Genomic DNA, 16,268 nt, shown 5'->3' on the forward strand with positions numbered 1-16,268 from the left:
GTTAGAATCCTGTTATTTATCCGTGCAGAAACAAAGTACGACATTACAGGATTTGTTTGATCTGATCGAAAAGAAGTTTGATTATTCTTTTTTGATTCGTGATAAAGATCTGAATTTGAATGAACGTGTCGTTGTCGATCTAGAGAAAAACTCAGTAGAAACTATTTTGAAAGCAGCTTTGAAAAATCAGCATGCTGATTTTGTTGTAAATGATAAGCGAATTATCATTTACAAAGCAAACACTATGAAACCTGGAACATCCGGTGTATCCCAACAACATCAGGATAAGCGGGTAACGGTAACTGTTTTCGATGCTTTGGGGCCGGTTATTGGCGCCAGTGTTGTTGAAAAAGGAACAACAAATGGAGGTATTACCGATATGGAAGGTAAACTGACACTCGAATTTCAAGGAACGTCCAGAGTGATTGAAGTTTCCTATGTCGGGTATGAAAAGCAAACGATTAAGGTCGCATCATCTTCTGTCAATATCGAACTGAAAGAGGATGCACAAGCTTTGGATGAAGTTGTGGTAGTTGGTTTTGGTGTGCAGAAAAAAGAAAATCTGACAGGAGCTATTTCACAGGTAAAAATGAATGAAGTGCTGGGTGACCGTCCACTTGCTAATACTACACAGGCTTTACAAGGAGCAGTCCCGGGACTTTTTATTTCAGGAAATCACGAACCTGGTGGAACGGACAAGAAAATGCAGATCCGAGACGCTTTTTCTTTAGGATCCGGTGAAGTGATTCGTCCTTTGGTACTGATTGATAACGTAGAAGGTGATCTAAATATGATTAATCCGAATGATATCGACGCTATCTCTGTATTGAAAGATGCTGCTTCAACTGCTATTTACGGAGCGCGTGCCGCAGGTGGTGTTATTATTATTACAACTAAGCAACCCAAGAAAGGTGAGAAGTTTAGTTTGAATTATAATAATAATATAGGTTTTGAAACAGCGATAAACTTGCCGCAACAGGCTTCTCTAGATGATTATTTTAAGATGTATTTGGAAGCAGGTTTCAGTGACTCTTATTGGGCTGGAAAACAGAATGTAGCCAAGTGGAAACAATATCTTCAGGAATATAAAGCTAATCCGGGTGCTTTCAATATCGTGAACGATGGTCTGTATAAAGGTGATGACGGAAATGTGTATTATCTGAACGAAAAGGATCCGTATAAAGCTTTTATGGAATCAAGTTTTGTTATGAATCATAACTTATCGGCTTCCGGCGGTACGGATAAAGTTCGTTATCGTTTCTCTGGAGGATATACGTCGCAGGATGGGCCGCTTGTTACTTCTGCCGATAAATACGAGCGTCTGAACGTGGGAGCCTTTATGTCGGCTGATGTGACAAACTGGTTTACACAAGTTGTTGATATTAAGTATTCAAAAGGAACGAAATCTATGCCTTCGGGCGGTAATTTATATACAACCCGTTTAATTTCTTATCACCCGAATGGAACATCGGGTGATATTTATGGAGTTCCGGATAAAGAGAACCTGCCTTTTAATACTCCTTTGAATAGTATATTATATAATAATAACAAGAATACAGTTACTACTAATCCACGTATTTTCCTGAAATCTATTTTCAAGCCGATTGCAGATCTGGAAGCCGTTTTTGAATATACTTTTGATAAGAACGATGTCTTGTATGATTTCTATGATGCAAAAACGATGTTTATTGATCTTCAGGAAACACCACGTTGGAATGTCAATCAGGATAGTAACGAAAAGAAGCATTACTTCACTGACTACAACGCCTTTAATATATATGCAAATTATTCGAAATCATTTAAGAAGCATAACTTTAAAGTGATGGCGGGTTTTAATCAGGAGTCAAGTTATTATGAAGAAGTACAAGCCATTGTTTATAATCAGGCTGTACCGGAAGTCCCTTCATTAGGGGGGACGACTGATAAAACATTGACAAAACTGATTGATAAATATTCGGAATATACGATTCGGGGTGCATTCTTTCGTCTGAATTACAATTATGATAATAAATATCTGGTGGAAGTGAACGGGCGTTATGATGGCTCTTCCAAATTTCCGAAAGAATCCCGCTTCGGTTTCTTCCCTTCGGTTTCTTTAGGATGGCAGTTAGGGCGTGAATCTTTTATGGAAGCTACACAGAATTGGCTAGATGAACTAAAGGTCCGTGCATCATGGGGGGTAATAGGCAATCAAAATATTAAGCCTTATCTGTATACCCCGTCAATGACATTGGAAACTAAGAATATATGGCTGGATAACGATGTCGCTGTGAATATAATTGGCGTTCCGTCTCTGGTACGTACTAATTTTACGTGGGAGGACGTAGCGACAACAGATATTGGTCTTGACTGGGCATTTTTGAGCAGCCGTCTGCGGGGATCGTTTGATTGGTACCAGCGTAATACAACCGGAATGTTGGCTCCGGGTGAACAGCTACCGGCAATAGTAGGGGCGAGCGCTCCTTATCAGAACACAGCTGATATTCGCACAAATGGTTGGGAATTAGCTATTTCCTGGAGAGATCGGATCGGTAAAGTTGGTTACTCTGTTGGGTTTAATATTGCTGATGCCCGTACAAAAGTGACAAAATATAAGAATACGTCCGGATTGTTCTATGACAGAAACGATGCTCAGGATGGGAAACGTTATCGTGAAGGCATGTATATCGGTGAGATATGGGGATATGAGTCCGATGGATTTTATACAATTGACGATTTTCAGGATGCTGTTAGCTGGAAATTGAAAGAAGGCGTGACGGGTATCGACGGATATACTAGTCGTTTGCGCCCGGGGGATATCAAGTATAAAAACCTGAGTGATGCAGACGGTACGGAGAATATGATTACTGCCGGTGCCGGAACTATAGAAGATCCGGGTGACCGTAAGATTCTGGGAAATAGTAGTGCGCGTTATCAGTTAGGTGCGAATATCGGTGTAAATTATGCCGGATTTGACTTGAATATTATGCTGCAAGGTGTTGGTAAACGTGATGTTTGGTTAGGTGGTTCTGCCATCTTCCCATTTGGAGCACAAGGTCCTACAGATGCTATTTATCAACCTGTTTATTATAATCAGACTGATTATTGGTCGCCGATTGATGCCGCTAACGGAAATTATAATCCTGTAAATCCGGATGCTAAACTGCCGCGTATTTATGATTATACAGTAGCCAATTCCGTAGGATCTAACTCACGTATCTCTGATAAATATATGCAGAGTGGAGCTTATTTACGTGTGAAGAATATTTCTTTATCCTATATGTTCCCAAAACAATGGCTTACTCCGATTCTGGTACAGCAGTTGAAGTTATTCGCGAATGTGGAGAATTTATTGACATTTTCTTCTTTGCCTAAAGGTTTCGATCCTGAAACGTTGAGTTGGAGTTATCCGGCTTACCGTACAATATCGTTTGGTTTAAATGTTACTTTCTAATTAATAAAACTACGAATACAATGAAAAAACTGATTATAGGATTATTGACAATAATTGGGATTGTCTTTACAGCGTGCAACGATGATTTCCTGGAAAAATATCCACAGACGGATCTGACAGAGGAAAACTCATTTCTATCTTATGATAACTATCGGTACTTTATGTATCCTTGTTATGAGATGTTTAATAATACAAATATCCAGACTGCAGTGAATGGATATGGAGCGAATTCTATTTATCGTGGAGATTTTTGGGCCGGTTATCTGGGGCAGAAGGGCGGATATAATAGTTATGCGTTTCAGGGTGTTTCTCCTTCTGCATCCGGTAACGGTTGGGACTTTCAATTTATTCGCCGTATCAATATTATGCTTTCACATCTGGAAGACGGTGTACTTTCTACAGAAGAAGTCAGTCATTGGAAATCAGTAGGTTTATTCTTTCATTCATATTGGTATATGGAACTGATAAGTCGTTTTGGAGATGTGCCTTGGGTCGATGAAATTATTACAGATAGTTCGGAAGAACGTTTTATGGCACGTACTCCGAGGGATGAGGTTGCTTCAAATATCCTGGAACGATTGATATGGGCGGAGGAAAATATAGGCAGTTCGGATAAAGACGGGGATAATCCAGTGACTCGTGATTGTATCCGCGTGCTGCTCTCCCGCTTTGGTTTACGTGAAGGGACATGGAGAAAATATCATGGTTTGGGAGATGCTGAGAAGTATTTACAGGCTTGTATCAAATATTCCGAATTGTTGATGGCTGATTATCCGACCCTTTATCAGGGTGTTGCTAAAAATGACAAAGGTGAACCTGTTCCTGGAGCGGGCTATGGAGAATTGTGGACAACTCGCGATTTGGCAGGTGTACCGGGTGTTATTTTCTTTAAGCGTATTGTTGGCGAAGTCAATCCTCATCGTTTTAGTGATTATGAGCATATTGCTGCACATAATTATGAGATGCCGCAGCATACGGTGGATATGTATTTGTGTCAGGATGGGAAAACTATTTCCAATTCTGCGCAATATCAGTTCGGACCGGAAAATAGAAATATCCATGCAGTGTTCCGTAATCGTGATCCGCGTTTATGGCACGTTGTAATGCCGCCTTTCAGAGTCTTGTCAAAAACTGAGGCAACGGCCCATCCGGAATTGGGAGGTTATCAGGAGGAAGGTATTCCTGCCGATAAAAACTGGTTCTTTACGAATAATCCGGAAGATCGTGAATTTATCGATATTTTTGGTGCTAATCACGGACAATCTGTTTCAACTGCGACATTGCCTTTCGGAGGTGATCTGAATCGTGGTATGAAACGTTTGCCAACACAGAACTGGGGAGATGCTCCTATGAATGAAGCTCCTCACCTGAGCAATGCGACCCGAACGAATGGGGCTTTTCAGACTTGTAACAGTGGTTATTATTTCTGGAAATGTTATAATAACTGGGATAGAAACCAATCGGCAAATTTGAATAGTACAGACTTGCCTATTTTTAAAATAGAGGAAATTTTGTTGAACTATGCAGAATGTAAGTATGAATTGGGTGAATTTGATCAGCAAATTGCAGATCGTACGATTAACAAGCTGCGCGAACGTGTTGGAGTGGCTGTTATGAGAGTAGCTGATATTAATGATAGTTTCGATCCGAAGCGAGGTACCGACGATTCCGGAAAATCAATAGAACCGGTACTATGGGAAATCCGTCGTGAACGTATGGTGGAATTGATGGGTGAAGGCTTTGGTTTCTACGATGTTCGTCGTTGGAAATGTGCGAAATGGTATGTGAACCGTCAACAGAAAGGTATGTGGATAGATGAAACATGTACAGATTTATCCGGAAATGCAGATTATATCGTTAAATATCAGACTGTCGGTGAAAATGAAACGGCGCCACGCACCGGTGCCGGATTTATTTATCGTTATCCGGATCCTGTATCTTCCGGTTACGGTTGGTTAGATAAGTACTATTTATATTGTGTCCCCACGGATGAGATCGCTTTGAACCCTGCATTGATACAGAATCCAGGCTGGAATGAAAGTGAATGATAAAATAAATTAGATCATTTTTTAGGGAAGCATAAGCTCTGATGTGAATGAAAATTACATTGAGTTTATGCTTTCTTTATTTATTATGTAAGTAAACCCTTTCATGTTTATTCTTGTTTATTATTGGAAAAGTGCGTTTATTTGCAGATAGTATTTATAAAAAACAGGCAATATGAAAAAGGTTACAGGTTTAGTTTTGATTATTTTGATGGCATTTATTGCTGTTCCCGCTAAATCCCAGTTGAAGTTTGGGGTAAAAGGCGGTTTGAATATATCGTCCGTTCATTTGAATTCAGATATTCTGAAAGCGGATAATGTGACTGGTTTCCAGATCGGTCCGATGATCGAGACTACGATTCCTCTGATTGGAGTAGGGTTGGATGCGGCTATCCTCTATTCACAGAAAGGGATGGATGTGAAATCGGAGACAGGAACTTCCACGAATGTGAAAACAGATTATATCGATGTCCCGGTGAATTTGAAATGGAAATTCGGATTGCCTATCATTAAAGGATATCTGGCTGCCGGTCCGTATATCGGTTTCCGTGTAGGTGGCGATAAATTCTGGGAGATTCCCGGAAGTGTAGTAGGACAGGTGAAAGCGAAAAACTTTAGTGCCGGTCTTAATTTTGGTGCAGGTGTGGAACTGATCAGCCATTTGCAGGTCGGTATAAACTATGGCCTGGGACTGACTGATAATTACAGTGCGGAAAAATATGATCTGAATGCCAAGAACCGCGGATGGTCGGTGACAGCCGCTATCCTGTTCTGATAACAGACAGAAGATATGAGGGGCCGGGCTTTAACAGTCCGGCCTTTTTTGTTACTTTTGACCTCGGAAATGAAATATGCAGATGTCATACTACCCCTGCCGTTGGAGAATAGCTATACATATAGTATTCCGACGGATCTGGAGGCAGCCGTAACTCCCGGTTGCCGGGTCATTGTTCATTTCGGCAAGAAACGTTACTATACTGCCATTGTGATGGAAGTACATGAACGCAGGCCGAATACGGACTTTGAGACGAAGGAGATTTATGCCCTGCTGGATGCCAGCCCAGTACTAAGGAGGCCGCAACTTCGTTTTTGGAAATGGATCGCCTCTTATTATATGTGTAAACTGGGAGATGTCTATAAAGCGGCTTTACCTTCCGGGCTGAAACTGGAAAGCGAGACGGCTGTCACCTATAATGCCGATTTTGAGGCGGACGGTCCTTTGCGTCCTAATGAGCAGGCTGTGCTGGATGCTTTTAAAGGAGTGCTCAAGTTAACAGTTTCGGAGTTGGAAAAGAAAACAGGCCTGCGCAATGTCGTTCCCGTAGTTGCTTCCCTGATGGCCCGTGGGGCAGTGGAGGTCAGCGAAGAGATGAAACGCGGGTTTGTTCCGAAGATGCAGACATTTATCCGTCTGTCTCAGGAATATGCAACCGAAGAACGCTTGCAGGAAGCCTTTGCTGATTTTAAGCGGGCCAAGAAGCAGGAACTTTTGCTGGTTTGCTTCCTTGATCTGAGCCACGCATTAAATCCGGCATTAACCGTGGAAGTATCCAAAAAAGAATTACTGGAACGCAGTGGTTGTTCATCAACGATATTGGACGGGTTGCTGAAACGGGGAGTCCTTGAAAGCTATGAAAAAGAAGTGGGGCGTTTGCAGGTTCCGGTATGCCGTTTGCAACCTCTCAGTTCGCTTAGTCCGGCACAGGAGAAAGCGTATAGCGAGATACATGATACCTTTACTTCTAAAGATGTTTGCCTGCTTCACGGAGTTACTTCCAGCGGTAAGACGGAAATTTATGTACGGCTGATAGACGAGGTTCTGAAGCTGGGACGGCAGGTTCTATATATGCTTCCTGAAATAGCTATTACGACGCAGATCACCGAACGGCTGGCTAAACTGTTCGGTAATAAGCTCTTGGTATATCATTCGAAATTCTCGGATAACGAGCGTGTGGAAGTATGGAACAAACTCCTGCATGGGAACGAACCGATGGTAGTGCTGGGTGTACGTTCTTCTCTCTTCCTGCCATTCAAGGACCTGGGACTGATCATTGTGGATGAGGAACATGAAAATACGTATAAGCAGCAAGATCCGGCCCCTCGTTACCATGCCCGCAATGCTGCAATCGTGTTGGCGGGAATGCATGGGGCAAAGACGCTGCTGGGATCTGCTACCCCTTCGATCGATTCTTATTTCAATGCAACGACTGGTAAGTATGGACTGGTAGAGTTGGTTACCCGTTACGGTGACTGCCTGATGCCGGAGATTATAACTGCCGATATAAAGGAACTGAAGCGGAAAAAGATCATGAAGGATACACTTTTCTCCCCGTTATTGGTCGAGAAAGTAAATGCGTCCCTGGCACGCGGTGAACAGGCTATCTTGTTCCAGAACAGGCGTGGGTTTGCCCCGCTGATCGAATGTAAGAGTTGTGGCTGGGTGCCTCATTGTGTGAACTGTGATGTCAGCCTGACCTATCATAAATATCATAACCAATTGGTTTGCCATTATTGCGGATATACCATCCAGTTACCGCCTCATTGTCCGGAATGCCAGAGTACGGAGTTGAAGATGATGGGTTTTGGGACAGAGAAGGTGGAGGAGGAAATAGCTTCCCTGTTCCCTTCGGCGAAGGTCGAGCGGTTGGATTTCGATACGGCACGTACCCGTACGGCTTACGAACGCATCATTTCCGACTTTGAGAAAGGAAAGACGCAAATCCTTATCGGAACGCAGATGTTATCGAAAGGATTGGATTTCGGAAATGTCAGTGTTGTTGGAATCCTGAATGCCGATAACCTGATGAACTATCCCGATTTCCGGGCTCACGAACGTGCTTTCCAACTGATGGTGCAGGTAAGCGGACGAGCAGGGAGAAGGGATAAACGTGGTACGGTTGTTTTGCAAACTTCCCAGCCGGAACATCCTCTGATACGGATGGTGCAGCATTTTGCTTATAAGGAAATGGTTCGTTTGCAGTTGAGCGAGCGTAGCATGTTCCGGTATCCTCCTTATTACCGGTTGATCGTGTTGGTGCTCCGGAGCCGCAATGAGTCGGTTTTGCAGGAACTGTCGGTGATCTATGCCGAGAAACTGCATGCCCGTCTCGGAGAGCGGGTACTGGGACCTGTCACCCCTCCGGTAACACGTGTGCAGACTTTGCATATCAAGAAGATTGTGTTGAAAATAGAGATAGCCGCCGCCATTGCCCCTGTCAGGGAAATACTGGAGGTTGTCCATTCAGAGATGCAACGCTATTTGCCATTCAGGCAATTGCTGGTGCATTATGATGTGGATCCGGCTTGATAATTGAATATTGAAAATTGAGAATTGAAAATTATGGGAGAGAAGAAAGAGTATAAGATATTGTTTGTTTGTCTGGGGAATATTTGCCGTTCTCCGTCGGCGGAGGCTGTGATGAAGAAGCTGGTAAAAGATGCCGGCCTTGACAATTATATAGAAGTCGATTCGGCAGGTATCATGGGATACCATGAGGGAGAACGTGCCGACCAGCGGATGAGGGCGCATGCCTCCCGCCGGGGATATATGCTGGATTCTATTTCCCGTCCGGTTCGTACGACTGACTTTTATGATTTTGATCTGATCATCGGAATGGACGACCGGAATATAGATGACCTGAAACGGAAAGCTCCCGATCTGGAATCAGTAGCTAAAATACATCAGATGACGGAATATTCCCGTAATAAGTTGTATGATCATGTCCCTGACCCGTATTATGGGGGCGCCTCCGGTTTTGAGTTGGTACTCGATTTGTTGGAAGACGCCTGTGGAGGATTGCTCGAAACTATTTCTTCAGGTCGGGATAACTGATACGGGTGTGGAACATTGTTTTCAGCTTGTCGACAAACACGCTTTTGATCGTCTCTACATCCCGGAACGTCAGCGGGGCACTTTTCAGTAATCCGTCTGCTATCTGTCCGTCAATAATTTTATCCACCAACTGTCTGATGCTTTCTTCCGTATGCTCTTTCAGGCTGCGGGAGGCGGCTTCAACGGAGTCTGCCATCATCAGCACGGCAGTCTCTTTCGAGAACGGGTTCGGTCCCGGATAAGTAAACGCCTTTTCGTCGATCTCTTTATCCGGATATTGGTTTTTGAATGAATTATAGAAATATTTAGCCTTCCCTAATCCGTGATGTGTACGGATGAAATCGACTACAGCCTTGGGTAACAATGCCTTTTCTGCAATCCTGACTCCATCGGTGACATGATTTATGATCACTTTGGCACTCTGGTCGAAAGTCAGTTGGCCGTGCGGATTCACGCTGCTTTGGTTTTCCGTGAAGAAAGCCGGGTTTGCCATCTTCCCAATATCATGATACATGGCTCCTGTACGGACCAGTTGGGCATTTGCTCCGATTTTTGCAGCGGCTTCCGATGCCAGGATAGAGACCTGCAAGGAATGCTGGAGTGTTCCGGGAGATGTTTCCGACAACTTTTTAAGAATAGGCGTATTGATATTGGATAGTTCCACCAGCGTGATGCTCGATACATATCCGAATGTTTTTTCCAGCATATAAACCAGGATGTAAGTAAACATCAGCAGGATGAAATTGATACCGAAGTATAGAAGCATCAACCAGTTGATCTTGTTGAAGTCCGCCTCCTGATACAGGGCAAGGCTTATATAACATAACGTATAGGACATAAAGATCAGGAATGCGCAGCGAATCAGTTGCGAACGTTCCGAGAGGTCTCTCAAACTGAATGTAACCACCATTCCGGCAATGATCTGTAACAGCAGGAACTCATGCGGGAAAGGTACCATCAGCGAACAGATCAGCACGATGACCAGATGCGTAAATAGGGCTGTACGCGAATCGAAGAAGGTCCGGACAACAATAGGCACGATCGCATAAGGCAGGATATAAACATTGAACAGCGCATAAGTGACGCATAACTCCGTTAATATGCAACTGACAAATATGCATAGAATAAGGAAAAGCGCATTCCGCCTGTTGTGCAATATCTTTAACCGGAAAGACCACAGGTATAACCAGAAACAGAAGATGATGCCGCAGACCAATACAAACTGCCCTCCGAGAATAATGCTTTGGCGTTGTGCACCGCCCGACTTGGTCTCGTGCACAATCTTCAACGAACGCAGTACATTATAGGTATGGTTATCAATAATCTCCCCCCTGTCTACAATACGTTCTCCGGCCTGTACCATACCGTTCGCCAGGGATACGCTCCGGAGCATATCGTCTTTCACTTTCTCTGACATCGCTTCATCATACGATATATTTTCCTTCAGATAGTTATTTATATCGCAGGATTGCAGGACCGATTTGTCTAGCCGCGGCGGACAATTGTTTATGATAAACTCATAAGCTGTTTTTATGGTGAAAAAGTCACTGGCATACCGGGAGTGGGCGATGTTGTTCTCCAACAGATTGACACGCTCATAGTTATCCTTTTTCAGTTTTTCCTGTTCCTGTGATGAGATAATCCCGTTTTTATATAGGCTGATCAAACTATTTTCGATATAATGCATATAGGCAGGTGTCGCTTTCCGGTTCAGGCCATCGGTATAGGCGGCCCGTAATTTGTCGACTTCCGTGTTCTCGACAGTCGCATCCATACGGAAATACGGTTCGAAGTTTTTCAAAACGCTGTCTTTCTCGGCATCGACTTCTGCATCAGTCTTGTAGATAGGAAAATCGCTTGGAGCCGTCAGTAATCCGTACCTCCAGGGTTTACCTTCATAGAACTGGTAACGGAACTTTCCCTCGCGAGGAAAAAAGTAGGCGATCAGCAAAGATGCCACGATGAAATATACGGCTGGGTGTATGCTATAGTTTTTTAGTTTCATAAGATTCTCATTTGAGGGCGAAATGTACATAAAAAAGTTTAGTAAGAGAAAAAAAAGGACTACTTTTGCCGCATTATTATAGAATGAAATAATTATGACTCAAAGGAAAGTTAGAGTCCGTTTTGCACCCAGCCCGACAGGGGCGCTGCATATCGGAGGTGTTCGTACAGCTTTATACAACTATTTATTTGCCAAACAGAATGGCGGAGATTTGATCTTACGTATTGAAGATACCGACTCTCAACGGTTTGTTCCGGGAGCGGAGGCTTATATTATTGAAGCGCTTACCTGGTTGGGTATCAAATTCGACGAAGGTGTGAACTTTGGTGGCGAATACGGTCCGTACCGTCAGAGCGAGCGAAAAGCTATTTACAGGCAATATGTCGACCAGTTGCTGAATGACGGTCTGGCTTATATTGCATTTGATACACCGGCTGAACTGGATGCCAAACGTCAGGAAATTGCCAATTTCCAGTATGATGCTTCCACCCGTTTGCAGATGCGTAACTCCCTGACACTTTCTGCTGAAGAGACAAAGGCGTTGATCGATGCCGGAAACCAGTATGTTGTCCGTATCAAGATCGAGCCGAACGAAGATATTCATGTGAATGATATTATCCGTGGTGAAGTGGTAATCAACTCTTCTATCCTGGATGATAAGGTATTATATAAATCGGCTGACCAGTTGCCTACATACCACCTGGCAAACATTGTCGATGACCACTTGATGGAAGTCACTCATGTGATCCGTGGCGAAGAGTGGTTGCCGAGCGCTCCCCTTCATGTATTGCTGTACCGTTATCTGGGTTGGGCAGATACGATGCCGCAGTTTGCCCACCTGGCTTTGTTATTGAAACCGGAAGGAAACGGTAAACTGAGCAAGCGTGACGGTGACCGTCTGGGATTCCCTGTATTCCCGTTGGAATGGCATGACCCTAAAACCGGTGATATCTCTTCAGGATACCGTGAAAGCGGTTACCTGCCGGAAGCGGTTGTTAACTTCCTGGCCCTGTTAGGATGGAATCCAGGTAACGATCAGGAAATCATGAGTATGGACGAACTGATCAACTATTTCGATCTTACCCGTTGCAGCAAGGCCGGTGCCAAGTTCGACTATGAAAAGGGAAAATGGTTCAACCACCAGTATATCCAGAAAAAAGACAATAAAGAAGTCGCAGCATTGTTCATGCCTATCCTTGAAAGCCACGGTATAAAAGCCGATCCGGCATATGTGGAGAAGGTTGTCGGCATGATGAAAGACCGTGTTTCTTTTATTAAAGAATTATGGGATGTTTGTGCATTCTTCTTTGTTGCTCCGACCGAATACGATGAGAAGACAACAAAAAAACGTTGGAAGGCCGATTCTGCTGCCCAGTTGGCAGAACTGATCGAAGTACTGCGCGTTCGTGAACCGTTCGATATCGAAGGAACGGAAGAAGAGGTGAAAGCCTGGATCGAAAGCAAAGGCTACCATTTGGGTAATATAATGAATGCTACCCGTTTGGCATTAGTCGGTGAAGGAAAAGGTCCTCATATATTTGATATTACAGAAGCATTAGGAAAAGAAGAATCTATTCGCCGTATCGAAAGAGCGATTGAAGTGCTTAAATAAGTTATGTATAGTCTGGCAATCCACTTTTACGCATTTATCATTGCGTTGATTTCTCCATTCCATAAGAAGGCCCGGATCATGCGTCTGGGGCAGTGGAAAACGAATTCCATTCTTCGTGAGAAGATCGACCGGAATGCAAAATATATCTGGTTTCATGCTTCTTCCCTGGGCGAGTTCGAACAGGGACGTCCGATGATGGAGAAGATCAAGGCGGAACATCCGGAGTATAAAATACTACTTACTTTCTTTTCCCCTTCGGGATATGAAGTCCGTAAGAATTATAACGGGGCAGATGTCATTTGCTATCTGCCCTTCGATACGCCTTACCGGGTGAAGAAATTCCTGAATCTGGCAAATCCTTCCATTGCTGTATTTATTAAATACGAGTTTTGGGGAAACTACCTGCAAGAGTTGAAGCATCGCAATATCCCGGTGTACATCATTTCATCCATATTCCGTCGCGATCAGTTGTTCTTCCAGTGGTTCGGTTATCCGTACCGGAAGATGCTTTATTGCTTTACCCATTTGTTTGTGCAGGATGACCGTTCGGCAGCTTTGCTGAAAGAGTTCGGGATAACGAATGTAACTGTTACGGGAGATACCCGTTTCGATCGGGTACTGGATGTCCGTAACCAGGCACGTGAGTTATCGCCAGTGGAACATTTTGTCTGTGAAGGAGGAAAGGAGAAAAGATTGACTCTTGTAGCCGGAAGTTCCTGGCCGCAGGATGAAGAGATTCTGATCCCTTATTTCAATGAGCATCCGGAGATGAAGCTGATCATCGCTCCGCACGAGATTCATCGCGAACATCTGATGTATATCGAGTCGTTGTTGAAACGTCCTTCCGTCCGTTTGTCGGATGTGTTTCATGACCAGTCTTTGGCGGAAGGTAAAGATTGTCTGATTGTCGACAGTTTCGGTTTATTGTCCTCTATCTACCGGTACGGAACGATCGCTTATATTGGTGGTGGTTTCGGAGCGGGTATTCATAACACGCTTGAAGCGGCAGTGTATGGCATCCCTGTTTTATTCGGTCCGAAATATCATAAATTCAAGGAAGCAAAAGACCTGATCAAGGTGGGAGGCGGCTTCTCCGTATCAGATAAACAATCCTTCTGCGAGAAGATGGATGAATTGCTGACCTATCATGAAGTGCTGGAAGCTGCGGGCGAAAGTGCCGGACAGTTTGTAAATGGCAATGCCGGGGCGACAGATAAGATATTACGAATAATAAAGTTGTAAAAAATATACCGATTGATCTGGTGTTTGATTTTAGGTTTATGCCGATAAGGAATTGGACACCAGTCAATCGGTATTTTGTTTTTTAGCCCCGGAGTCTCCGAATCCGGTGTATTCCACTTTCTTCCGATCGTCCGGGGCATAGCGCATTGTTGATGTTTCTAATGAATTGCGCTTCTTATCATTGGTCTATTCTGTTTCAGGAATTACTTCACCTACTTTCAGGGGAGTGATGTTGTTTTCTGCTCCCGGATATCCGATATTCTGATTGATGACTCCTCCGGTATTTGTCTTGATCGCATTTTCCGGAACGGGCCACAGTACATGATGTACACTCAGGCGATATTCGCCATAAGGGATAACGATACCTTTATTATAGAAGTTATTGTGCTTGATCACCCAGTCAAAATAGAAATTCACGCCTGCATCTTTGTTGTTTGTTCCGGTTCCACCTGGTCCTGAGAAATTATTCAGGGTATAGATACGTCCTCCGAAAGCCTCACATGCTTTGCCTGTTTTGGCATACAGATAGGATATACGGACCAGTTCTACATGGCGGTTCTCTTCATAATACAACTCACGGGCACGTTCAGCCAGAACTTCTGCTATACCGATCGTACCGGTCAAAGGCTCTGCTCCGGCACGTGCACGGACGATATTCAGCATGGAGGTGGCGTTGGCATTGTCGCCTTTCCAGTAATAGCATTCGGCCATCATCAGATAGGTTTCTGCTGAACGATAGATATACCAGGGTGTTTCTCCACCCTGAAGATCCTGGGTTTTCGTTGGGTCCGGGACAAACAGTTTATAATGCGGCCACATGTACCAGCAACGGATGGAGTCTGCCACGGAAATGTCGTTCGGACGGACCAGCTGCTGACCATACCACGGGCTGTTGTTCTTCTTCAGGCTCGGCTCATTATACCGAAGGTCTTCCATACGTTTCCAGCTGTCATGATTGTTCGGGCTGCGCAGGTCATTCTTTTCCTTGTCGGTCCAGATCTCATACTGGAAATAATTCGTAGGACGACAGGTTCCGATGCCACGGCCGTAGTTGGCATCATTGTCAATTTCCGTGTTTTTGTCTTCGGAAGCAGGGACGATGGCTGTTCCTGATTTTCCGTCGGGTGTCTTGATCGCTGCCCCTTTTGCCCAGTAAGGGAGTCCGTTACGCATTGTATAAATACGTTTGTCTCCGGCTTCGACGATGTCGGGGTAGGCTACCACATACATGATGCCCTCTGTGTTGCTCATGTCTATTTTGGCTTCTACGCTATGCAGGTCATGCATTAAATTCGTATTGGGCTTGTTCTGGTTGGTCGTGAAGCGCTGTGTCATCAGCGGGTGCCGGGCGACGACTTCCTTTCCAACTTCAATGGCTCGGTCAAAGTCTCCCAATGACATGCATATTTTCATCAGTAACATACCGCAGGCATCTTTGTTGGCTCGGCCCCGGTCCATTTGTTCGGGTACCCATTGGTAAGCGAATTCCATATCTTTTTTACATTGCTCAAGAATACTCCAACGGTCATAGGAGTAAAAGTCGAGTTTCGGCCGGGTAATTTCTTCACTTAACCAGGGAACGTCTCCGAACTGGTGGGTGAGTTTATAGTAACGATAGGAGCGGTGGAAATAGGCCCCGCCCAGTACGGCATTCCGCTCCGCCTCATCCTTAAAAGTGGCGGCATCCAGACGGCTGATCACGATATTGGCGTACTTGATTCCTTTAAAACCTTCTGCCCAATACCAGCCGTTCTTGCCTTTCATATCATTCTTGGTTCGGGCAGGAAGCATCTCGTTATCGAAGTCCACCAACGAACCGCTTTCGTCGGTTTTCCCATGTACGGCAATATCTGCGGTGTACATTTCCGTCAGGATCGGGGCACCGTCCGTAAAGAATTCGTGGCGCATATTACGTTCACAGGCAACCAGTGCCGAATACAAACCGGCAGCATCTACATAGGTGTTTTCGGGAGTATAAAAAGATAGCGGCTTCGGGTCGAGCCAACTGTCACTGCAGGAATTCAGTAAAGGTAAGGCTGCTAAGGCCAGTACCAGGTATTTTTTATTATTCTGATTCATAATCTTAATTCTTATGGGTT

The 16,268-nt window shown here is 44.3% G+C and carries 9 protein-coding genes; 7 read left to right on the forward strand and 2 right to left on the reverse strand.

Annotated elements, in window-relative coordinates; translation table 11 throughout:
• The first annotated feature begins 244 nt into the window (after nt 1–244).
• From HMPREF1535_RS24315 to HMPREF1535_RS24335, 5 genes are all read left to right on the forward strand, one after another.
• Nucleotides 245–3,433, forward strand: coding sequence for a SusC/RagA family TonB-linked outer membrane protein (locus HMPREF1535_RS24315; RefSeq protein ID WP_052716786.1), 3,189 nt, complete (start codon nt 245–247; stop codon nt 3,431–3,433).
• Nucleotides 3,434–3,453: 20 nt separating this feature from the next.
• Nucleotides 3,454–5,481 (forward strand): RagB/SusD family nutrient uptake outer membrane protein, encoded by a 2,028-nt coding sequence (locus HMPREF1535_RS24320; protein ID WP_046147908.1) that lies wholly within the window; start codon nt 3,454–3,456, stop codon nt 5,479–5,481.
• 172 nt (nt 5,482–5,653) lie between these two features.
• Complete coding sequence (locus HMPREF1535_RS24325; RefSeq protein ID WP_007654242.1) at nt 5,654–6,253, forward strand: porin family protein; 600 nt, start codon at nt 5,654–5,656, stop codon at nt 6,251–6,253.
• A 69-nt stretch (nt 6,254–6,322) separates the two neighbouring features.
• Nucleotides 6,323–8,785, forward strand: a complete 2,463-nt coding sequence (priA, locus tag HMPREF1535_RS24330; protein WP_046147973.1) for a replication restart helicase PriA — start codon at nt 6,323–6,325, stop codon at nt 8,783–8,785.
• Nucleotides 8,786–8,818: 33 nt separating this feature from the next.
• Complete coding sequence (locus HMPREF1535_RS24335) at nt 8,819–9,310, forward strand: low molecular weight protein-tyrosine-phosphatase (protein ID WP_010800510.1); 492 nt, start codon at nt 8,819–8,821, stop codon at nt 9,308–9,310.
• Here the strand turns inward: HMPREF1535_RS24335 and HMPREF1535_RS24340 are convergent.
• Nucleotides 9,285–11,315 (reverse strand): HD family phosphohydrolase, encoded by a 2,031-nt coding sequence (locus tag HMPREF1535_RS24340; protein ID WP_046147909.1) that lies wholly within the window; start codon nt 11,313–11,315, stop codon nt 9,285–9,287. The genes HMPREF1535_RS24335 and HMPREF1535_RS24340 overlap by 26 nt on opposite strands.
• Nucleotides 11,316–11,409: 94 nt before the next feature.
• Here HMPREF1535_RS24340 and gltX point away from each other — a divergent pair, with 94 nt between their 5' ends.
• Both gltX and HMPREF1535_RS24350 read left to right on the forward strand, forming a co-directional pair.
• A complete protein-coding gene (gene gltX, locus HMPREF1535_RS24345; RefSeq protein ID WP_007654238.1) occupies nt 11,410–12,927 on the forward strand; it encodes a glutamate--tRNA ligase in 1,518 nt (505 codons plus the stop codon).
• A 3-nt stretch (nt 12,928–12,930) separates the two neighbouring features.
• Nucleotides 12,931–14,169: a 3-deoxy-D-manno-octulosonic acid transferase gene (locus tag HMPREF1535_RS24350; RefSeq protein WP_046147910.1), complete on the forward strand. Its 1,239-nt coding sequence runs from the start codon at nt 12,931–12,933 to the stop codon at nt 14,167–14,169.
• Between the two features lie 186 nt (nt 14,170–14,355).
• Here HMPREF1535_RS24350 and HMPREF1535_RS24355 read toward each other — a convergent pair whose 3' ends face one another.
• Nucleotides 14,356–16,248 (reverse strand): RagB/SusD family nutrient uptake outer membrane protein, encoded by a 1,893-nt coding sequence (locus HMPREF1535_RS24355; protein WP_046147911.1) that lies wholly within the window; start codon nt 16,246–16,248, stop codon nt 14,356–14,358.
• Between the last annotated feature and the right edge of the window lie 20 nt (nt 16,249–16,268).

It is taken from the genome of Parabacteroides goldsteinii DSM 19448 = WAL 12034 (assembly GCF_000969835.1).
Lineage (GTDB): Bacteria > Bacteroidota > Bacteroidia > Bacteroidales > Tannerellaceae > Parabacteroides > Parabacteroides goldsteinii.

Excerpts from the sequence above, each read along its gene's own strand:
- HMPREF1535_RS24315 (WP_052716786.1), top strand. The coding sequence starts at position 245 with ATGAAACCTGGAACATCCGGTGTATCCCAACAACATCAGGATAAGCGG.
- HMPREF1535_RS24320 (WP_046147908.1), top strand. The coding sequence starts at position 3,454 with ATGAAAAAACTGATTATAGGATTATTGACAATAATTGGGATTGTCTTT.
- HMPREF1535_RS24325 (WP_007654242.1), top strand. The coding sequence starts at position 5,654 with ATGAAAAAGGTTACAGGTTTAGTTTTGATTATTTTGATGGCATTTATT.
- priA (WP_046147973.1), top strand. The coding sequence starts at position 6,323 with ATGAAATATGCAGATGTCATACTACCCCTGCCGTTGGAGAATAGCTAT.
- HMPREF1535_RS24335 (WP_010800510.1), top strand. The coding sequence starts at position 8,819 with ATGGGAGAGAAGAAAGAGTATAAGATATTGTTTGTTTGTCTGGGGAAT.
- HMPREF1535_RS24340 (WP_046147909.1), bottom strand. The coding sequence starts at position 11,315 with ATGAAACTAAAAAACTATAGCATACACCCAGCCGTATATTTCATCGTG.
- gltX (WP_007654238.1), top strand. The coding sequence starts at position 11,410 with ATGACTCAAAGGAAAGTTAGAGTCCGTTTTGCACCCAGCCCGACAGGG.
- HMPREF1535_RS24350 (WP_046147910.1), top strand. The coding sequence starts at position 12,931 with ATGTATAGTCTGGCAATCCACTTTTACGCATTTATCATTGCGTTGATT.
- HMPREF1535_RS24355 (WP_046147911.1), bottom strand. The coding sequence starts at position 16,248 with ATGAATCAGAATAATAAAAAATACCTGGTACTGGCCTTAGCAGCCTTA.